Consider the following 19,079-nt stretch of genomic DNA (forward strand, 5'->3'; position numbering starts at 1 on the left):
CTGCCCGAGCCGCGGAGGTGCGGCGGGGCGGGGACCGGCCCGGGCCACTCTGACACGGATAACGTTATCCGTGTCAAGATGCCCGCTTCTGACCGTTCCGTGAGCCGGGTGCGATCAGGCGACGACGACGACCCGCGTGCCGACACCGGCGAAGTTCCACAGCGCCAGGGCGTCGGCGGGGGCCTCGCGGATGCAGCCCGCGCTCAGCGGGCGGCCCAGCTGGGCGAGCCGCTGCTCGGGCCGGCCGCGCCGGTCGCGCGGGATCTCGTGGAAGCCGATGGCCGCGCCGGTGTGGATGCCGTGGGTGAAGCGCACCATGCGCCGCATCGTGGCGCTCGAGACCGCGCTGTGGGCGAGCGGCGAGCGCGAGTAGACGCGGTAGGTGCCCGGCCGCGGCTGCGAGGCCTGGCCCGACACCAGGTAGGTGCGCACGACCGTGCCCTTCGCGTCGACGAGCCAGACCTGCTGCGCCCGCTTGGCGTAGACGACGCGGCGGCCGCTGCCGCTGCGGGCCGGCAGTGCGGTGCGGGTCGGGGCGGGCGCACGGTCGACGTTGCGCGCCGGTGCTGACGCGGGCGGCCGGACTGCGGCCGGCGCGGCGGGGACGGCCGGCGCTGCGCCGTGGAGGTGGGCCGAGAGCAGGGCGGCCAGGAGGCCGAGGGCAGGTGCGGTCACCGGTGCTGTCCTCCTCGAGGTCACGGGGTCGTGCGGTCGTCGCCCACCCTAGGCGCCGCCGGAGTCCGGCCGCTCACTCCGCGCGTCCCGCACCGTCTCGACGTGCGGGCCTGCGATCCGGGGCAGGACAGGACGAGACAGGAGGGCGGCGCAGTGGTTGACGCGACGCGCGCGTTCAGCGGGTTCTCGGTGGACGACATCGACAGGGCCCGCGACTTCTACGGCCGGACGCTGGGCCTGGTGGTCCACGACCAGGGCGGCATGCTCGGCATCGACATCGGCGCCGGGAGCGTCCTCGTCTACCCCAAGCCCGGCCACCAGCCCGCGAGCTTCACGATCCTCAACTTCCCGGTCGACGACATCGAGAAGGCGGTCGACGACCTGGTGGCAGCGGGCGTGGAGATGCTGCGCTACGACGGGTTCGACCAGGACGAGCGCGGCATCATGCGCGGCGGCGGACCGTTGATCGCCTGGTTCGCCGACCCCGCCGGGAACGTGCTGTCGGTGCTGCAGGGCTGAGCGGCATGCTGAGGGCGTGACGGACGACGGTGGGACCGAGGACTGGGAGCAGCGCGTCGACGCGCTGTGGGCGCGGATCGAGTCCGAGCAGCCGGACGCGTTCCTGGCGCAGGTCGAGGCGCTGGCCGCTGAGCTGCCCGACGGCAGCGCACGCGCGGCGTTCGAGCGCGCCTGCGCGCAGGACTCGACGGGGCACCCGGACCTCGCGGTGCCGCTCTACCGCCAGGCGCTCGACGCGGGGCTCGTCGGCCTGCGCCGCCGGCGCGCGGTCATCCAGCTGGCCAGCTCCCTGCGCAACCTCGGCGACCCGGAGCAGGCACTGGCGCTGCTCGACGAGGAGGCTCAGCGAGGCGCCGACGAGCTCACCGGCGCCCTCGCCGCCTTCCGCGCCCTGGCGCTCGCCGACCTCGGTCGCGAGCGCGAGGCCGTCGCCGTCGCGGTGGGCGCGCTGGCCGCGTACCTCCCGCGCTACAACGGCTCCGTGCAGCGCTACGCCGCGGCCCTGCGGGGCGAGTGACGCGTACGCCGCAGCACCGCGAACCCGACCGCACCCCCTGCCAGCGAGTAGCCGCCCGTCACGAGCAGCTGGAGGGCGGTCGGCGTGCCGGAGATCGCGCCGGCGACCACGGCGCCCCCGGCACCGGCCGTCGTACGCAAGCCTGCTCCGAGGGTGAAGACCTGCGCGCGCACGTGCGGCGGTGACAGCGTCTGGCGGGCCGTGAACAGCGCCCCCATGAAGGGCCCGCTCGCCAGGCCCGACAGCGCGAAGAGCAGGCCGACGACCACGAGGGCGGGAGCCGTACGCGGCACCAGTGCCGCCAGCGCGATCGGTGCCGCCGTGGCGACGAGCCCGGTCATGACGACCGCCGGCGCGTGGCGGGCGGCCAGCGGCCGCACGGTCCAGGCGAGAGAGCCGAGCAGCGCCCCTGCGGCGACCGCCGTCATCAGCCACCCGCCCGCCGTGCGCTCGCCGACCGAGGTCGCCAGCACGGCGGCCACGACGGGCAGCGCGCCGTAGGTGACCATCTCGAGCGTGCTCGCCAGCGTCACGGTCGCCAGCAGCGGCGACTCGCGCACTGCCCGCAGCCCGGCGGTCATCGTCGGCGCTGCCTCGTGCTCCGGCCGATCGTGCCGGCGGCCGGTCGGCAGCGTCACGATCGCGAGGGCACCGAGGCCGGCGAGGCCCGCCAGCACGTACGTCGCGGCCTCCGGAGACACCAGCCCGCTGACCAGCGCGGCGACAGCCGGGCCGCCGATGCCGGCGATGTTGTAGGTCAGGGAGTCGAGGCCGAAGGCGCGCGGCACCGCGTGCTCAGGCACCAGGTTCGCCAGGTGACTGGTGAGCGCGCCGGTGAGCGCCGGGCCGCAGCAGCCGCCCGCGACGAGCACCGCGATGGTGACCGGGTGCGGCACCCGCCCGAGCAGGGCAGCCGTGGCCGCGAGGGCGACGGCGAAGCCGGCCGCACCGGCACCGGCGACGTGCTGCGGGCCGCGCGCCCGGTCGGTCAGGACGCCGACCGCCGGTGCGGCCAGCACGTGGGGCAGCATCAGCGCGCCGACGAGCAGGCCGCCCAGCCCGGCGCCGTGCCCGCTGTCGATGGCGAGCAGCACGAGGCAGACCCGCGCGCCCTCGTCGGCGAGCCTGCCCAGCCCCGCGCCGGCGACGTAGCGCGCGAGCAGCAGGGGTCGGACGACCTCGGCGGCAGGCGACGGGGCGAGAGGAGGCGCGGACACGCCCCCATCCTCCCCCGTGTCAGCCGGTGGCGATCAGGTGCTCGTCCCACGACCGGGCGGCGACCACCGGCACCGAGGGGACCTCGCCCTCGGCCTCGGTGCGACCGGTGGACAGCTCGCCGGCCTTGAGCGCGAGGGCCGCCTCGTGGGCGGTGATGCCGCGGGCGCTCATCAGGCGGGCGATCGCGCCCGACACCACCGCGGTGGAGAACGAGGTGCCCGACCAGCGCGCCCAGCCCGAGTAGTCGACCGCCGGCTGGTCGGCCTCGAGGGCGACGGGACCGGTGACGTAGGTGCTGAGCAGCCGGTGCCCCGGTGCCGCGAGGTCCACCCAGGGCCCGCGGTTGCTCCACGTGCTCCAGGTGGTCGACGAGGCGTCGTCGACGGAGCCCACGGCCAGCACCTGCTCGACCGCCGCCGGCCAGAACGGCTGCGGGGTGGTCGGGTCGTCGTTGCCGTCGATGTTGCCGGCGGCGGCGACGATCACCATGTCGGGGCGGATCCGGTAGAGGTCCTCGGCCAGCCGGCGCATCACCGTCTTCGAGGCGGCGTCGTCGGAGAAGCACCCGAGCGAGAGGTTCAGGACGTGCACCCCGCGGCGCGCCAGCGTCGTGGCCGCCTCGACGACGGCGCTGGTGAGGCCGTTGCCGCCCGAGTCGAGCGCACGCTCGAGCCACACGCTGGCCGCTGGGGCCTGCTGGAGCACGAGGCCGGTGACGAAGGTCCCGTGCCCGGTCTCGCGGCGCGACCTGGCGGCCGCCGCCTCGTCGGGACCGGCGTCGCCACGCCTGGACGCCGCGACGACCTGGCGGCGGGCCTGCGTCCCGGAGGACTCGAAGTCGTTCGGGGAGGCGAGGTAGGCGCCGTCGAGCCAGGGGTGCGCCCGCATGCCTGTGTCGACGACCCCGACGAGGACACCCTCGCCGGTGTCGCGCGCGTCGTCGACGGACCCGCCGAGCCGCGGCTCGAGCTCGCGCAGCGACGGCAGCGGGTGGTCCTCGCCACGCATGTCCATCGGTGCGCCCTCGACGGTGGGGGCGCCGACGACCGCCGTGGACATCGTCCGGTCGACGTCGACCCCCAGCGCGCCGCCGGCACGGAACTGCTCGAGCCGGTCGGAGGTCACCTCCGCGTGCAGCAGACCGCCGTCGCCGAGGGGTCGCCAGGTGTCGTCGGCGCCCACCACCTGCTGCGTCCGCGAGAGCTGCCGGTCGACGACGAGGACTCTGGGCATGGCGCTCCTTCGTGGAAGATCTTCGTGGCGCAGTGTGACGAAGTCCGCCCCACAAGTCGAGAGGAGCGTCGAGCGGCCCGCCTGATACGTCTCGGCGAGGACACGCTGCGTCACTTCGCCGGGCCGCACGGTCTGGTGGGACGGGGCCCCGGCCCGCTAGCCTGGCGCCGGAACCCAGCGGGAGGTCAGTGTGTCGGCGCGGGAGCTCGCCGAACAGGCGTCACGCACCTACCTGTCGGACCCCGCAGAGGCGCGCCGGTTGGCGACGGAGGCCCGGTCGCTGGCCACCGCCGGCCGCGACTGGGGCGCGGTGTCGGCCGCCGACCGCGTGCTCGGCCGGATCGCCGGGCACCTCGACGACAGCCGTACGGCCGACCTGCACTTCCGCTCCGCGGCGCGCACCGCCGAGCGCGCCGGCGACGACGTCGGGGCTGCGCGGGCGCGGTCCGACCTCGCCTACGTGCTCGTCCGGCAAGGTCGCAGCGCGGCGGCGCTGCGCGAGATCGAGCGCGCACGACCTCTCCTGGCAGGCAGCGAGCCCGGCGAGCTGCTCACCACCGAGGCCCTGGTGCTGCGCTCCCTGGGCCGGTGGCACGAGGCGCTCGACGTCCTCGGCCGCGCGGTCGACGCGATCCGTCGGGCCGGCGACCAGCACGAGCTCGCTGTGGTGCTGGCGAACCGGGCGGTCCTGGAGCTCGTCCGCGGCGAGCTGGCGGGCGCCCAGCGCGACCTCGAGGAGTCGCGCGGACTGCTCGCCGGCCTGGGCGACGACCTGCACCAGGTGATCCTGACCCACAACTTCGGCTACCTCGCCGCCCTGCGCAACCAGGTGCCGGAGGCCCTGGCCCACTACGCAGCCGCGGAGGCGGGCTACGCGCGCCACCGGGAGGTGCCCCCGGAGCTCTGGCGCGACCAGTGCGAGCTGCTGCTCGCCAGCGGGCTGGCCGCGGAGGCGCGTGAAGCGGCTGAGAAGGCGGTGGACGCGGCGGAGCGCCGGCTCGAGGCGGGCGAGCTGGCGGAGGCGCGGCTGCGTCTCGCCCAGGCCCAGCTCGCCGAGGGCGACCCGCACGCCGCCGCCGCGCACGCCGAGGCCGCCACTGCCGCCTTCCGGCTGCAGCGCCGCACCGGCTGGGCGGCTCTCTCCCGGTGGGTGGAGCTGGAGGCGCGCCTCGGGCTGGACGCCGCGAGCGTGACCGACGTGGAGCTGCGGCGAGCGGCCGTGCAGCTCGAGCGCGCGGGCTGGTCGTCGTACGCGCTCGACGCCCGCCTCCAGGCGGCCCGGTGCGCGCTGGAGCGGGGAGCCCAGCGCCGCGGCCTCGACGACCTCGAGCGGCTGCGCGCCCTGCGCCGCGCCGGCGGGCCGGTGTGGCACCAGCACCTGGGCTGGCACGCCGAGGCGCTGCTGCGCCGGCACCGCGGGGACCGTACGGGTGCGCTGCGTGCCGCCGTGTCCGGCCTGGCGCTGGTCGACGACTACCGCGACAGCCTGGGCGCGACCGACCTGCGGGCGGCCGCCTCCGCGCGCGCGGCGGCGCTCGCCGACCTGGGCCTCCACGTGGCGCTCGACGACCGGCGTCCCGAGGTCGTGCTGCAGTGGGCCGAGCGGACGCGGGCGGCGGCGCTGCTGCGCCCGAGCGTGCGCCCGCCCGCCGACCCGGAGCTCGACGCCGAGCTGGCCCAGCTGCGGCAGGTGATGAGCCTGCGCCGCGAGGCGGTGCAGGGCGGCCGCGCGGACCCCGCCCTGGTGGAGCGCCAGGTCGCGCTCGAGCGCAGCATCCGGGCGCGTACCCGCACGGTGTCCGGCGCCGCCGGCGAGCCGGTCACCCGCGTCCCCCCGCCCCGCCGGCTCGTCGAGGCGCTCGGCGACGCGGCGCTGGTCGAGTACGCGAACGCCGCCGGCCGCCTCTACGCCGTCACGCTGGTGGCCGGACGGCTGGAGCTGACCGAGCTCGGGCCGGTCGTCGCGGTCGAGCGCGAGCTGCACCACGCCTTCTTCGCCCTGCGCCGGCTGGTCCTCGGCTCGGCCCGGGCCCAGGAGTCGGTCGAAGCCTCCGGCGAGCGGCTGGACGACCTGCTCGTGCGGCCGCTGCTGCCCCAGCTCGGCGACCGTGACCTGGTGGTGGTGCCGACCGACCCGCTGCACGCCACGCCGTGGTCGCTGCTGCCCTCGTGCCGCGGCCGGTCGCTGACCGTGTCGCCGAGCGCGACGGTGTGGCTGGAGGCGCGCCGCCGATCGGCGTCCGGAGGGCGGACCGTGCTGGTGGCCGGCCCCGACCTCGAGCACGCCGAGAGCGAGGTGGCCGTGCTCAGCCAGCTGCACCCCGACGCCGAGGTGCTCGTCGGCTCCGACGCCACCGCCGCCCGCGTGCTCGCGGCGATGGAGGGCGCCGACCTCGTGCACGTCGCTGCCCACGGCCGCTTCCGCGGCGACAACCCGCAGTTCAGCTCGCTCGAGCTCGTCGACGGCCCGCTCACCGTCTACGACATCGAGCAGGTCCGTCGGCCGCCGCTGTCGGTGGTGCTCTCGGCCTGCGAGGTCGGCCGCAGCTCGGTCTCGGTCGGCGACGAGCTGCTCGGCCTGGCGGCGGCGATGCTCTCGCTCGGGGTCCGCTCGCTGGTCGCGCCGCTGCTGCTGGTGCCCGACGCGGAGACGGAGCCGCTGATGATCGACCTGCACCGCGAGCTGGTCGCGGGGCGCAGCCCGGCGGCGGCGCTGGCGGGCGCTGCGGGCCGCGCACTGGGCCGCTCGGGCGCCGACGCCGCAGCAGGCTCGGCGTTCGTCAGCTTCGGTGCGTGACGCACGTCACACTGGTCTGGACGCGCCGCGGTGTATCTCTCGGTGCGTCACCCGCTCATGACAGGCAGAGTGCGACCCGCCGGCGGTGCCCCCGCCACCACCGGCTCGCGCACCGGCAGGAGGAACCCATGACCGACGAGCACGACGTCGCCGACCTCGTCCGCGCGGCGCGCGACGGCGACCAGGCAGCGTGGGACGCCCTCGTCGACCGCTACGCCGGCCTGGTCTGGTCGGTCGTGCGCGGCTACCGCCTCGCCTCCGACGACGCGTCGGACGTCTTCCAGACGGCCTGGCTGCGCCTGGTGGAGCAGCTGCCCAGGCTGAGGGAGCCGGAGCGCGTCGGTGCCTGGCTCGCCACGACGGCCCGCCACGAGTGCCTGCGCGTGCTCAAGTCGCGCACCCGCGAGACGGCCACCGACACCGACGTCCTCGACCTGCGCACCGACGACGACAGCGCCCCGCCCGGCAGCGACCTGCTGCGGGCGGAGCGCGACTCCGTGCTGTGGCAGTGCTTCGAGGCGAGCTCCGGGCCCTGCCGCCAGCTGCTGGGCGTCCTCATCGCCGACCCGCCGCTGAGCTACCTGCAGGTCGCCGAGACGCTCGGCATGCCGGTCGGGAGCATCGGCCCCACCCGGCGGCGCTGCCTCGAGCGGCTGCGCCGCCAGCTGGTGGAGGCGGGCGTCGATGCAGAGGCCTAGCGCATCCCGAGGACCCCGACCAGCCCGAGCGAGCGAGAGGAGCGGTCGATGAGCGACCGAGAGCCCGACCTCCACGAGGTCGGACCGGAGCCCGGCGCCGACGACCTCGCGCTGCTGCAGGACATCGCCCGCCTCGCGGCGCGCCGCGACCCGGTGCCTCCGGCCCTGGTCGCGATGGCCAAGGCGAGCTTCACCTGGCGCACGGTCGACGAGGAGCTCGCCGAGATGGTGTGGGACTCCGCGGTGCAGGCGGGGGAGGGTGCACTCGTCCGCAGCGCCGCCGCCGGCGTACGCCTGCTGACGTTCGCCACCCCGCACCTGACGCTCGAGCTGGAGGTCGTCCAGACGGGCACCCGGCGCCGGCTGGTGGGCGAGCTCACCCCGGCGACGGGGGCGCGCGTGGTCGTGGAGCACGACGGCGGCACCAGCGAGGACGTCTCCGACGAGCACGGCCGCTTCCTCGTCGACGACGTGCCGGCGGGCCGCATCAAGCTGCGCTGCGTGCCCGCCGACGGCGCCGGCGCCGCGCTGGTGACCACCTGGATGGAGGTCTGAGCCGTCGCCCGGACCTCCGTCCAGCGGAGCTCGGCTCAGAGCGTGCCGGTGGTGACGTCGCCCTGCTCGTGGAGCAGGCGGTCCCAGGTGTCCCAGCTCATGGTGAACGAGCCGTCGTCGCCCCAGTCGGGCCCCCAGCTGTTGACGCAGCGGACCGTGCGCGCCTCGACGTCGATGCCGTGCACCTCGAACTCGTGGCCGCCGCGGACGCTGCCCGCGATCTCCACGAGCCCGTCAGCCGCCGGCTTGTCGAAGCCCTCGTACCAGTTGACCCCGGTGATCACCGGGGTGAGCACCAGCGCGCGGAGCGCGTGCTGCAGGCCGAACGCGTGGGAGTACGCGGTGAGCCAGCCCGCCTCGCGCGCCGCCTTCATCGCCGCGAGCCCCGAGCTGCCGGTGTCGTCGGGCGGGTAGACGCCCCGGAACCGGTCGAGGTGGGTGGCGCGGGCGTAGACCGCCACCGCGTCGTCCTCGTCGAGCTCGCGCCCCGGCCGGTAGAACGGCTCGGTCATCAGCAGGCCCACGGTCGCGTTGCCCGTGCAGCTGCCGAGCTGGCCCTGGTCGAAGGGCGGGCAGTGGCGCCGGTGCAGCGCGCTCACCAGCGCCGGTGCCTCGCGCGCGACGAAGTCCCGGCTGCGGGGGTCGTGCCGCACGTGGCGGCCGAGCCGCATGCCGGGGACCACGTCCTCGTGGATCACGACCGTGTCGAGCTCGTGCCCGCCGCCCTGGCCGGTGCCGTCCATCATCCGTCTCCTCTCAGTGGTGACCTGACGAGGAGGAGAGCGTCGGGAGGGGTGCGCTGATACGGGGTGCGCTAGGCCGGCACCCCGTCGGCCGCCGCCCGCAGCGCCGCGATGTCGAGCTTGCGCATGCCGAGCATCGCCTGCATCGCGCGCTGCGCCCGCTCGGGGTCGGGGTCGGAGAAGACCTCGTCCATGCCGTCGGGCACGATCTGCCACGACAGGCCGAAGCGGTCGCGCAGCCAGCCGCACTGGCTCTCCTCGCCGCCGTCGGTGAGCTGCTCCCAGTAGCGGTCGAGCTCGGCCTGGTCGGCGCAGGTGACCTGGAAGGACACCGCCTCGCTGAAGCGGAACTGCGGGCCGCCGTTGATGCCGACGAAGCGGTTGCCGTCGAGCTCGAACTCGACGGTCATGACCGAGCCGGCCTGGCCCGGCGCTCCCTCGGGGTAGCGCGCCACCGAGCGGACGCGCGAGTTCGGGAAGACCGAGCAGTAGAACTCCGCCGCCTGCTCCGCCTCGGTGTCGAACCACAGGTTGGGGATGATCGGACCCAGCACGACGTGCTCCTCTCGCGGGGGTCGGGCCGGCCGGCCCGGCCGTCACAGCCTTGCTCACGTGGAGACGCGGCGGAGGGCACCGACTGGTCGGCGGGAGGGCGAGTGGGCCCAGTCACACCGGCCCTCGCTTGACGCCCCAGGCCCCTTAGGTCAGGCTTACCTAAACGGAACGAGAGGCGGCGGAGTGTTCGGCAACTACCTGATCGGCCTGCGCGAGGGCCTCGAGGCCTCGCTCGTCGTCAGCATCCTCATCGCCTACCTCGTCAAGGTCGACCGGCGCGACCGGCTCGTCGCCGTCGGCGGCGGCGTCTCCGCCGCCATCGCCGTGAGCGTCGCGTTCGGCGCGCTGCTGACCTACACCTCCACCTCGCTGCTGTCCTCCGGCGCGGCGCAGGAGACCTTCGGCGGCACGCTGTCGCTGGTCGCGGTCGCCTTCGTCACCTGGATGGTCTTCTGGATGCGGCGCACCGCCCGCAGCATGAAGTCCGAGCTCACCGGCCGGCTCGAGTCCGCGCTCGCGCTGGGCGGCGTCGCGGTCGCCGCCACCGCCTTCCTCGCCGTCGGGCGCGAGGGCCTCGAGACCGCGCTGTTCTTCTGGTCGGCCGTGCAGGCCGCCGGGTCGACCGCCTCGCCCGTCGCCGGCTTCACCCTGGGACTGCTCACCTCCGTCGTGCTGGCGTGGCTGCTCTACCGGCACTCGGTCAAGCTCAACCTCGCGACGTTCTTCACCTGGACCGGCGCCGGTCTGATCGTGGTCGCCGCCGGCGTCGCCGGCTACGGCGTCCACGACCTGCAGGAGGGCGGCGTGCTCGGCGGTCTGAACACGCTGGCGTTCGACGTGCGCCAGCAGATCCCGCCGACGAGCTGGTACGGCACGCTGCTCAAGGGCGTCTTCAACTTCAGCCCCGACACCACGGTGCTCCAGGCCGTCGCCTACCTCGCCTACCTCGTGCCGGTGCTCACCGCGTACCTCTGGCGCCCGCGGCGCACCGCGGCCCCCGCCGCCGCGTCCGCGAAGCCCGCTGCCGCCCCCACCACGACCCGCCTCGCCCCGAGCGTGCTGCAGGAGTCCACTCGATGATCCGCCTCTTCCCGAGCGTCCCGACCCGGGCGCTCGCGCCGAGCGCTGCCCTCGTCGCCCTCGCCCTCGCCCTCACCCTCTCCGCCTGCGGCGGCTCGTCGAGCGACGCCGCCGCCTCGTCGTCGGGCGGCTCCGGCGGCACCGCCGCCAAGGGCCAGAAGGTCTCTGTGGAGGCGAAGGACGAGAGCTGCACGGCGTCGGCCTCGGAGCTGCCCTCCGGGCGGCACACGTTCTCGGTCAAGAACAGCGGCGGCGACGTCACCGAGTTCTACGTCTACGCGCCGGGCGACCGCATCGTCGGCGAGGTCGAGAACATCGGGCCCGCCATCTCGCGCACCCTCACCGTCGACCTGGCGCCGGGCAGCTACGAGCTGGCCTGCAAGCCGGGCATGGTCGGCAAGGGCGTACGCGCTCCGCTCGTCGTCAGCGGCGCGAGCGCCAGCGCGGAGCCGCTCGACGCCCAGCTCACCGAGGCCGTCAGCTCCTACCGCACCTACGTCGAGACGCAGGCCGCCGCGCTGCTCGCCACCACCACGCCGTTCGTGGCTGCGGTGAAGGCGGGAGACGCGGCGAAGGCCCGCGCGCTCTACTCGCCGGCGCGGCTGCGCTACGAGTCGATCGAGCCCATCGCCGAGTCGTTCGGCGACCTCGACCCGCTCATCGACATGCGCGAGGACGACGTCACCGCCGGCACCCCGTTCGTCGGCTTCCACAAGCTCGAGCAGGACCTCTTCAAGACCAAGGACATCGGTGCCTCCGGCCCCACCGCCGACGCCCTGCTGGCCAACGTCGAGAAGCTCGTCGCGCTCATCCCCAGCGTCGAGATCACGCCGCTCACCATGGCCAACGGCGCCAAGTCGCTGCTCGACGAGGTCGCCAAGAGCAAGGTGACCGGCGAGGAAGAGCGCTACTCCCGCGTCGACCTGGTCGACTTCGCCGGCAACGTCGAGGGCGCCAAGACCGTCTACACCCAGCTGCGCCCGGCGCTCGAGGCGCGCGACGCGTCGCTGGTCAAGACCCTCGACACCCGTTTCGCGGCGCTGCAGGACCTGCTCGGGACGCACGCGTCCACCAAGGGCGGCAAGGGCTACGTCGCGGGCAGCGGCTACGTCTCCTACGACGCGCTGACCCCGGCCGAGGTCAAGGCGCTCGCCGTCGAGGTCGACGCCATCAGCGAGCCGCTCGGGTCGATCCCCGCGGCCATCACGGCGGCATGACCCCCGGCCACCTCTCGCGGCGCTCGCTGCTCGGCCTGCTGGGCGGCGGCGCGGCCGCCGTCGGCGTGGGCGGAGTGGGCGGAGCCGCCGTCGCCCGGGCCACCGAGACAGGCGACGACGACTCGGGCACCGTCGCGTTCCACGGCGAGCACCAGGCCGGCATCACGACACCGGCGCAGGACCGCCTGCACTTCGCCGCCTTCGACGTCACCACCACCAGCCGCGACGAGCTCGTCGCGATGCTGAAGGAGTGGACGGCTGCCGCCGAGGCGATGTGCGCGGGGCGCGACGTCGGCGAGGGCGGCACCGCCGGCGGGCCGGCGCAGGCGCCCCCCAGCGACACGGGCGAGGCGTTCGGGCTGCCGGCCGCCAAGCTCACGATCACGGTGGGCTTCGGGCCGAGCCTGTTCACCGACGCGCACGGCAAGGACCGCTTCGGCATCGCGGCCCAGCGGCCCGCGGCCCTCGCCGACCTGCCCGCCTTCCCTGGCGACGCGCTCGACCCCGAGCGAAGCGGCGGCGACCTCTGCGTCCAGGCGTGCGCCGACGACCCGCAGGTGGCCGTCCACGCGATCCGCAACCTGGCCCGCATCGCGCGCGGGAAGGCCAACGTGCGCTGGTCGCAGCTCGGCTTCGGCCGGACCTCGACCACCTCGACGAGCCAGTCGACCCCGCGCAACCTGATGGGCTTCAAGGACGGCACCAACAATCTCAAGCTCGAGGACGCCGGCGCCCTGGCGAAGTCGGTCTGGGTGGCTCCGGGCGACGGTCCGGACTGGATGGCCGGTGGCAGCTACCTCGTCGCCCGCCGCATCCGCATGCTCATCGAGCCGTGGGACTCCACGCCGCTGGCCGAGCAGGAGCGCGTCATCGGGCGCACCAAGGGCACCGGCGCGCCGATCGGGCGCGAGAAGGAGTTCGACGCGCTGGACCTGGAGGCCACCGGGCCCGACGGCTCGCCGCTGGTCGACGAGAAGGCGCACGTGCGCCTCGCGCACCCGAGCACCAACGGCGGCGCCGAGCTGCTGCGTCGCGGCTACAGCTTCACCGACGGCACCGACGGGCTCGGCCGCCTCGACGCGGGGCTGTTCTTCCTCGCCTACCAGCGCGACCCGCGCGCGCAGTTCGTGCGCATCCAGACCTCGCTGGCCGGTCGCCACGGCGACGCCCTCAACGAGTACATCCAGCACAACGGCAGCGGGCTCTTCGCCTGCCCGCCCGGCGTACGGCCCGGTGGCTGGTGGGGCGAGGGGCTCTTCGCCACCACGTAGGCTGGGTTTCATGACCAGTCTGGTCGGGTTCCCGGACCCGGTGAACGAGACCTCCGCCCGGGTCGTCGCCGGCGGTGTGGTGGCGCTCTCGACGGCCACGATCGCGCTCGACCAGCCGTGGCTGCTCGCCCCGCTCACCTACGGCTTCGCCGCCCGCGTGGTGGCGGGCCCGCGCTTCAGCCCGCTGGGCCAGCTGGCGACCCGCGTCGTCACCCCGCGCATCCGCGCCGAGCACCGCTTCGTGCCGGGCCCGCCCAAGCGCCTCGCGCAGGGGGTCGGGCTCGCGGTGTCGGCCTCGGCGCTCGTGCTCCACTACGGCTTCGGCCGGCGGCGGGCGGCCTACTCGGTGCTCGGGGTGCTCGTGGCCGCCGCCAGCCTGGAGGCCTTCGCCGGCTTCTGCGTCGCGTGCCGCGCGTTCCCGCTGCTCATGCGCGCGGGCCTGGTGCCCGAGGGCACGTGCGAGCGCTGCGCCGACATCTGGTCGCGCCCGGCCGTCACGAGCGGCTGAGCGGCTGACCCCTCAGCCCGCCGGGCGCTCGCGCGCCGGGAGCCGGGAGACGACCGCGGCGTACGACCCGTCGACCGCCTCGAGCAGCTCGTCGCGCGGGATCGCGCCGTCGAGGCGCAGCCGGTTCCACCCGTAGCGACCGGTGTAGGCGGAGGCGGTCGCGTCGTCGGGGTAGCGCGCGAGCCACTCGTCGGCCTCCGCCCGCGTCGCGCCGCACTTGAGCGCGACCGAGCCGGTGTCGGGGCCGCCGAGGAACGCGAAGATCTTCGGCCCCACCTTGACGACGGTGTCGTCCTCCCACGGCTGGTCGAGCCACGCACCCGGCTTGCGCAGGCAGTGCTCCAGCAGCTCGGCGTGGGTCAGACCTGCCACGCCTCGCACGATAGCGACCGGCCGGCCTCCAGGTCGACCACGAAGACCGAGCCGTGCGGTGCGGCGTCCTCGTGGCGGACGTCGGCGCCGTTGGCCTGCGCCAGCCCGCGCACGATGTAGAGCCCGAGCCCGGTGCCCCGGACTGCCGCGGCGTCGCGCTCGGCGCGCGCCAGGCGCTGGAAGAGGCGGGGACGGAACTCCGCGGGCACGCCGGGGCCGCGGTCCTCGACGCGTACGCGCACCCGCCCGTCGCTCGACCCCACCGCCACGCGCGTGGCACCACCGCCGTACTTCCCGGCGTTCGTCAGCAGGTTGACGAGGATCTGCTCGAGGTGGCCGGGGTGCGCCTCGACGGTGGCATCGAGGTCTCCGACCAGCTCGGCGCCGACCGCGCCGGTCGCGGCGACGGCCGCGGCGACGTGGTCGCGCAGCCGCAGGGTCGAGCGCTGGGCGTGCAGGCTGCCCGCGTCGATGCTGACCATGGCGAGCACCTCGCGCACGATCTCGTCGAGCCGGCCGGCCTGGCGCCCGATGACCTCGAGCGCCCGACGCCGGTCGGCCTCGTCGAGGACGTCCCAGGAGTCCCCGGCCAGCTCGGCGTAGCCGAGGATCGAGGCGAGCGGGTTGCCGATCTCGTGGCCGAGCATCCCGATCAGGTCGAGCTTGAGCGCGTTGGCCTCCTCGAGCGCGCTGTTGCGCGACGCGAGCTCGGCGGCGGCCTCGTCGCGGGCGCGCTCGGCGGCCTTGCGGTCGGAGATGTCGGAGACGACCTCGATCAGGTGCTTCGGCAGCCCGTCGGGGTCGCGCACCAGCGAGCTGGTCGTGTGCACGTCGAGCCAGCTGCCGTCGGCGCGCCGCAGCCGCGTCTCCGCGCTGGAGGAGTCGCGGTCGCCGGCGAACAGCCCGGCCACCTCGGCCCGCGCGGCAGCCAGGTCGTCGGGGTGCAGGTAGTCCTCGTCGCGGGTACCCACGACCTGCTCGGCCGGTCGACCGACCATCTCGGCGAAGGCGCGGTTGACGTCGAGCAGCGTGCCGTCGAGCGCGCGCACCGCCTGACCGGCGGCGGAGGAGTCGAACTGGGCGCGGAACCGCTGCTCGCTCTCGGCGAGCGCGCGCTCGGACGCGCGCGCCGCGGTCACGTCGGTGGAGACCTCGAGCACGGCGACCGGCGAACCGGCCGCGTCGCGCTGGAGCACCTGCCGGCTCAGCACGGTCACCGTGCGCCCGGCGGCGGTGAGCTGGGCGAGCTCACCGGTCCAGCTGCCCGTCTCGAGCAGCGCCGCGGTCAGGTCGCTGACGCTGCCGCCGGCCGGGAACGAGGTGGCGAGCAGCCGGTGGGCGACCTTGCCGACGGCCGCGGCCTGCGGCCAGCCGTAGGTCGCCTCGGCGCCCGCGTTCCACCAGCGGACGGTGCCGTCGAGGTCGCGCACGACCACGGCGGCCGGGATGAGCTCGAGCAGGCGGGCCTGGCGCTCGAGCTGGGCCTGGGTGGTGCGCGCGGCCGTGACGTCCTCGACCTGCAGCACCGCGTACAGCGGCCGGCCGTCGTCGTCGCGCACGGTCGCGAGCCGCAGCGACACCCACAGGTGCGACCCGTCCTTGTGGACGTACCTGCGCACGCCGGCGGCGGTGTCGGTCTCGCCCTCGAGGATCGCGCGCAGGGCCGGGGTGGTGGCCGGGACGTCGTCGGGGTGCTGGAGGTCGCGGTAGCTCATGCGCGAGAGCTCGGCGCCCGACCAGCCGGTGATGGCGCACATCGCGGGGTTGACCTGGATGTAGGTGCCGAGGTCGGTGGGGTCGAGGCTGACCAGCGCCATGCCCAGCGGCGAGTTGTCGAAGGCCAGTCGGAACCGCTGCTCGGAGGCCTCGAGCGCCTCGAGCGTGGACTCGGTCTCCTGGAGCTGGCGGCGGTGGCGGGCGTAGTCGTCGGCGTGGCGGAGGGCGGAGCCGAGGCTCCCGGCCAGCAGCCCGAGGTGCTGGGCGTCGGCGTCCTCGAAGGCGTCCGGCCGGCGCGCGGAGACCTTCAGCGTGCCGATGACCCGGTCGCCCGAGCTGAGCGGTGCCACGAGCATCGAGCGGACGCCCTGCCGCGCGCACGTGACCCGGTCCGCTCGCGGGTCGGTCGCGGCGTCGGCGCAGTAGGCAGCCGCGCCCGCCGCGACGACGCTGCCGCTGAACGAGCCGGAGGCCGCGAGACGGGTGCCGACCCACTCCTGCAGAGAGCCGGCGGCCACGGCGCAGACCAGGTCCGCGCCCTCGACGAGCTCCACCGCCGCGCCGTCGGCGGCAGGGAAGGTCTCCACCGCGCGGCGCGCCACGAGGGCGAGGGTGGCGTCCCTGTCGTTGGCGGCGGCCGTGACGTCGCGCTGGACGTCGAGGGAGTCCTGCAGCCTCTCGACGAGCCGGGCCTGCGCGGTCACGTCGTGCACGGCGCCGTAGACGACGCCGACCTCGTCGACCGCGCTGCGCACCGCCATGTGCCACGGGGTGCCGTCGGTGCGGCGGCTGCGCTGGTGCAGCTCGGCGGGCGTGCCGGGCACGCTCGCGGCCACCTCGCGCAGGTGCTCGACGAGCCGGGTGTGCTCGGCCGGGTCCAGCAGCCGCTCGAGCAGCGCGGTCGGCTCCGGCTCGCCTGCCCGGTCGCTGCCGTGCAGGGCGTAGAGCCCGTCGGACCACCAGGCCTCCCCGGTGATCGGGTCCCAGGTGAACGTCCCGACGCCGGCCAGGGCCTCGGCGTCGCGCACGCGGCGGGTGGCGCGCTCGACCGCGACGCTGACGTCCTCGTCCGGGCGCGCCCGCACGGGCGCCGCCGCTTGCCGCGGGAGCGGGGACACGAAGCTCACGCGTCTGCTTCGACGCTCTCCGCGCGGACTTGAGGACCGGGCGGCAGGATCAGCGGCGTACGCCTGCGGCCCGCTCCTGCTCCGGGGCGGGCCAGCGCGGCACTGCGCGCAGGTCGGTGCCGAGCCGGGCGAGGCGCCGTCGGCGCCGCACGCGGGCGGCGCGGGTGGTCGCGAGCACTCCTGCTGTCGTCACGGGTTCCTCCTGGTCCTGGTGCGTCGCGGGCCGGGGTCGTCCGGCCACGAGGTGCGACGTCCGGCGGCGGGACGGCTCCCCTCCAGATGCCCGTCCCGACGCCCGCGTCGGTGGACCAGAGACGGTTCGAGCCGGCGTGATACACGCGGAGTGAGGAATTCTGCCCGGAACGGGCCCGTGGGCGCCTCGACGTTTGCGCTGCGTAGCGACGGGAGACGATCTTCATGACCAGAGAGGAACTCCCATGCCGGTGCTGCTGATCGTCGCCCTGATCTTGTTCGTCGTCTTCGGCGGGCTCGGCTTCGTCGCCCACGTGCTGTGGTGGGGCCTGATCATCGCCCTCGTCGTCGTGGTCGTCCACGCGCTGACGGGCCGTCGCTCGGTCTAGTCGCGCTCCGTCAGCACGCAGGCGCGCAGCAGGTCGAGCGCGCCCTCGATCGCTGCGTCGTAGGGCTCGCGGCTGCCGGCGGCACGCGCCTCGACGTACGCCCCCTGCACCACCGCGACCAGCGTGGCCGCCGTGCGCTCAGGTGACAGCGCGGGCGACAGCTCGCCGCGCGCCACTCCCTCGGCCAGCACCTGGGCGATCCGCCCGCGCTGCCAGGCGATCGCGTCGGCGACGGGCGCGCGCAGCTCGTCGTCGGCGACCACTTCGGGGTCCTGCGTCATGCGCCCCACGCGGCACCCGCGCAGCGCGTCGCGCTCGAAGCGCAGGTAGGCCTCGACCCGGGCGTACGCCGTGCCCTCTGCGCCGAGCAGCTGCTCGGCGCGCTCGCGCACCTGCTCGGTGGTGAGCCGCATCGCAGCGACCGCGAGGTCGTGCTTGCCGGAGAAGTGGTGGTACATGCTGCCCTGACCGGCGCCGGCCCGCTCCTGGATGGCGCGGGGGCTGGTGCCGACGTAGCCGCGGTCCCAGAGCAGGTCCTGCGTGCTCTCGAGCAGCCGGGTGCGCGTGTCCATCGGACCACCGTACGCGCAGGTACAGGCTCCGTGTTACTCCCTGGACGTCTGTACCTACTAGTAGGTACCGTGCCGGTAGCGCTCCGGGGAACCCGCCCCGGTGCAGACCGGAGAGGGACCACCGCATGAGAGTCGCCATCAACGGCTTCGGCCGCATCGGCCGCAGCATGCTCCGCGCCTCGCTCGCCCGCCCCAGCGACCTCGAGGTCGTCGCCGTCAACGACCTCGGCGACGTCGAGACGCTCGCCCACCTGCTGCGCTACGACACCGCGAACGGGCCGCTGTCCGTGCCGGTCGAGGTGTCCGGCGACACGATGGTCGTCGGGGACTCGAAGATCCGCGTGCTGGCCGAGCGGCGCCCGGCCGACCTGCCGTGGCGGGAGCTCGACGTCGACGTGGTCGTCGAGTCGACCGGCGCCTTCACCTCGGCCGACGCCGCCCGCGCCCACCTCGACGCCGGCGCCCGCAAGGTGCTCATCTCGGCTCCGGCCAGCGGTGAGGACCTCACGATCGCCTACGGCATCAACTCCGACCAGTACGACCCCGAGCGCCACCACGTCGTCTCGAACGCCTCGTGCACCACCAACTGCCTGGCACCGCTGGCGAAGGTGCTGCACGAGGCGGTCGGCATCGAGAGCGGCCTCATGAACACGGTCCACGCCTACACCCAGGACCAGAACCTGCAGGACGGGCCGCACAAGGACCTGCGCCGCGCCCGTGCAGCGGCGGCCAACATCGTCCCGACCACCAGCGGTGCGGCGAAGGCGATCGGGCTCGTCCTGCCCGAGCTGGCCGGCCGGTTGTCGGGCTTCGCGCTGCGGGTGCCGGTCGTCACCGGCTCCATGACCGACCTGACCGTCACCACCTCGCGCGACACCACCGTCGAGGAGGTCAACGCCGCCTTCCGTGCCGCCGCCGAAGGTCCCCTCGCTGGGATCCTGCGCTACAGCACCGTCCCCCTCGTCTCGAGCGACATCGTCGGCAGCCCGGAGTCGTGCATCGTCGACGCGCCGCTCACGGCGGTCTCCGGCCGCACGGTCAAGGTGCTCGGGTGGTACGACAACGAGTGGGGCTTCTCCAACCGGCTGCTGGACACTGTGGCGCTGATCGGCGCCTAGCCCCTCG

20 protein-coding genes are annotated in these 19,079 nt (G+C 75.0%); 11 read left to right on the forward strand and 9 right to left on the reverse strand.

What is annotated here, in order from left to right; genetic code table 11:
• Nucleotides 1-114: 114 nt before the first annotated feature.
• Nucleotides 115-675 (reverse strand): L,D-transpeptidase, encoded by a 561-nt coding sequence (locus CLV35_RS04265; protein WP_183061660.1) that lies wholly within the window; start codon nt 673-675, stop codon nt 115-117.
• A gap of 153 nt (nt 676-828) precedes the next feature.
• Here CLV35_RS04265 and CLV35_RS04270 point away from each other — a divergent pair, with 153 nt between their 5' ends.
• Nucleotides 829-1,194: a VOC family protein gene (locus CLV35_RS04270; RefSeq protein WP_121192127.1), complete on the forward strand. Its 366-nt coding sequence runs from the start codon at nt 829-831 to the stop codon at nt 1,192-1,194.
• A gap of 16 nt (nt 1,195-1,210) precedes the next feature.
• Nucleotides 1,211-1,711: a tetratricopeptide repeat protein gene (locus tag CLV35_RS04275; RefSeq protein ID WP_121192128.1), complete on the forward strand. Its 501-nt coding sequence runs from the start codon at nt 1,211-1,213 to the stop codon at nt 1,709-1,711.
• Here CLV35_RS04275 and CLV35_RS04280 read toward each other — a convergent pair.
• Nucleotides 1,684-2,928 carry an MFS transporter gene (locus CLV35_RS04280; RefSeq protein WP_121192129.1) on the reverse strand — a complete coding sequence of 415 codons (1,245 nt, stop codon included), beginning with the start codon at nt 2,926-2,928 and terminating at the stop codon, nt 1,684-1,686. The genes CLV35_RS04275 and CLV35_RS04280 overlap by 28 nt on opposite strands.
• Before the next feature lie 19 nt (nt 2,929-2,947).
• Nucleotides 2,948-4,162, reverse strand: coding sequence for a S8 family peptidase (locus CLV35_RS04285; RefSeq protein WP_121192130.1), 1,215 nt, complete (start codon nt 4,160-4,162; stop codon nt 2,948-2,950).
• A gap of 190 nt (nt 4,163-4,352) precedes the next feature.
• On the opposite strand from CLV35_RS04285, the gene CLV35_RS04290 reads away from it, so the two are divergent.
• The 3 genes from CLV35_RS04290 to CLV35_RS04300 all read left to right on the forward strand — a co-directional run bounded on the left by CLV35_RS04290 (nt 4,353) and on the right by CLV35_RS04300 (nt 8,212).
• Complete coding sequence (locus tag CLV35_RS04290) at nt 4,353-6,959, forward strand: CHAT domain-containing protein (protein ID WP_121192131.1); 2,607 nt, start codon at nt 4,353-4,355, stop codon at nt 6,957-6,959.
• 128 nt (nt 6,960-7,087) lie between these two features.
• Nucleotides 7,088-7,657, forward strand: a complete 570-nt coding sequence (locus tag CLV35_RS04295; RefSeq protein WP_121192132.1) for an RNA polymerase sigma factor — start codon at nt 7,088-7,090, stop codon at nt 7,655-7,657.
• 48 nt (nt 7,658-7,705) lie between these two features.
• Nucleotides 7,706-8,212: a hypothetical protein gene (locus CLV35_RS04300; RefSeq protein WP_121192133.1), complete on the forward strand. Its 507-nt coding sequence runs from the start codon at nt 7,706-7,708 to the stop codon at nt 8,210-8,212.
• Between the two features lie 35 nt (nt 8,213-8,247).
• Here the strand turns inward: CLV35_RS04300 and CLV35_RS04305 are convergent, their stop codons facing one another.
• Nucleotides 8,248-8,955, reverse strand: a complete 708-nt coding sequence (locus tag CLV35_RS04305) for a C1 family peptidase (RefSeq protein WP_121192134.1) — start codon at nt 8,953-8,955, stop codon at nt 8,248-8,250.
• A gap of 71 nt (nt 8,956-9,026) precedes the next feature.
• On the reverse strand, nt 9,027-9,506 hold the full coding sequence (locus tag CLV35_RS04310) for a VOC family protein (RefSeq protein ID WP_121192376.1): 480 nt from the start codon (nt 9,504-9,506) through the stop codon (nt 9,027-9,029).
• Nucleotides 9,507-9,693: 187 nt separating this feature from the next.
• Here CLV35_RS04310 and efeU point away from each other — a divergent pair, with 187 nt between their 5' ends.
• The 4 genes from efeU to CLV35_RS04330 are packed head-to-tail and all read left to right on the forward strand — an operon-like array spanning nt 9,694 to nt 13,586.
• Entirely contained in the window at nt 9,694-10,590 is an 897-nt protein-coding gene (gene efeU, locus CLV35_RS04315) for an iron uptake transporter permease EfeU (RefSeq protein ID WP_121192135.1), read from the forward strand.
• Nucleotides 10,587-11,807: an iron uptake system protein EfeO gene (gene efeO / locus CLV35_RS04320; RefSeq protein ID WP_121192136.1), complete on the forward strand. Its 1,221-nt coding sequence runs from the start codon at nt 10,587-10,589 to the stop codon at nt 11,805-11,807. Before efeU ends, efeO begins: the two co-directional genes overlap by 4 nt.
• Nucleotides 11,804-13,078 carry an iron uptake transporter deferrochelatase/peroxidase subunit gene (efeB, locus tag CLV35_RS04325; RefSeq protein ID WP_121192137.1) on the forward strand — a complete coding sequence of 425 codons (1,275 nt, stop codon included), beginning with the start codon at nt 11,804-11,806 and terminating at the stop codon, nt 13,076-13,078. The genes efeO and efeB overlap by 4 nt, the downstream gene beginning before the upstream one ends.
• A gap of 10 nt (nt 13,079-13,088) precedes the next feature.
• Nucleotides 13,089-13,586, forward strand: coding sequence for a DUF4395 domain-containing protein (locus CLV35_RS04330; protein ID WP_121192138.1), 498 nt, complete (start codon nt 13,089-13,091; stop codon nt 13,584-13,586).
• Between the two features lie 12 nt (nt 13,587-13,598).
• Here CLV35_RS04330 and CLV35_RS04335 read toward each other — a convergent pair whose 3' ends face one another.
• From CLV35_RS04335 to CLV35_RS19900, 3 genes are read right to left on the reverse strand one after another with little or no spacing between them, the layout of a single operon-like run.
• Nucleotides 13,599-13,949, reverse strand: a complete 351-nt coding sequence (locus tag CLV35_RS04335) for an MmcQ/YjbR family DNA-binding protein (protein ID WP_121192377.1) — start codon at nt 13,947-13,949, stop codon at nt 13,599-13,601.
• On the reverse strand, nt 13,946-16,801 hold the full coding sequence (locus CLV35_RS04340; RefSeq protein ID WP_121192139.1) for a sensor histidine kinase: 2,856 nt from the start codon (nt 16,799-16,801) through the stop codon (nt 13,946-13,948). Before CLV35_RS04340 ends, CLV35_RS04335 begins: the two co-directional genes overlap by 4 nt.
• A gap of 49 nt (nt 16,802-16,850) precedes the next feature.
• Nucleotides 16,851-16,994 (reverse strand): hypothetical protein, encoded by a 144-nt coding sequence (locus tag CLV35_RS19900; RefSeq protein ID WP_183061662.1) that lies wholly within the window; start codon nt 16,992-16,994, stop codon nt 16,851-16,853.
• Between the two features lie 244 nt (nt 16,995-17,238).
• Between CLV35_RS19900 and CLV35_RS19905 the strand changes: the two genes are divergently transcribed.
• Complete coding sequence (locus CLV35_RS19905) at nt 17,239-17,382, forward strand: hypothetical protein (protein WP_183061664.1); 144 nt, start codon at nt 17,239-17,241, stop codon at nt 17,380-17,382.
• Here CLV35_RS19905 and CLV35_RS04345 read toward each other — a convergent pair.
• Complete coding sequence (locus CLV35_RS04345; RefSeq protein ID WP_121192140.1) at nt 17,379-17,954, reverse strand: TetR/AcrR family transcriptional regulator; 576 nt, start codon at nt 17,952-17,954, stop codon at nt 17,379-17,381. The genes CLV35_RS19905 and CLV35_RS04345 overlap by 4 nt on opposite strands.
• A gap of 125 nt (nt 17,955-18,079) precedes the next feature.
• Between CLV35_RS04345 and gap the strand changes: the two genes are divergently transcribed.
• Complete coding sequence (gap, locus tag CLV35_RS04350) at nt 18,080-19,072, forward strand: type I glyceraldehyde-3-phosphate dehydrogenase (RefSeq protein WP_121192141.1); 993 nt, start codon at nt 18,080-18,082, stop codon at nt 19,070-19,072.
• Nucleotides 19,073-19,079 lie beyond the last annotated feature (7 nt).

This window comes from Motilibacter peucedani (assembly GCF_003634695.1).
GTDB lineage: Bacteria > Actinomycetota > Actinomycetes > Motilibacterales > Motilibacteraceae > Motilibacter > Motilibacter peucedani.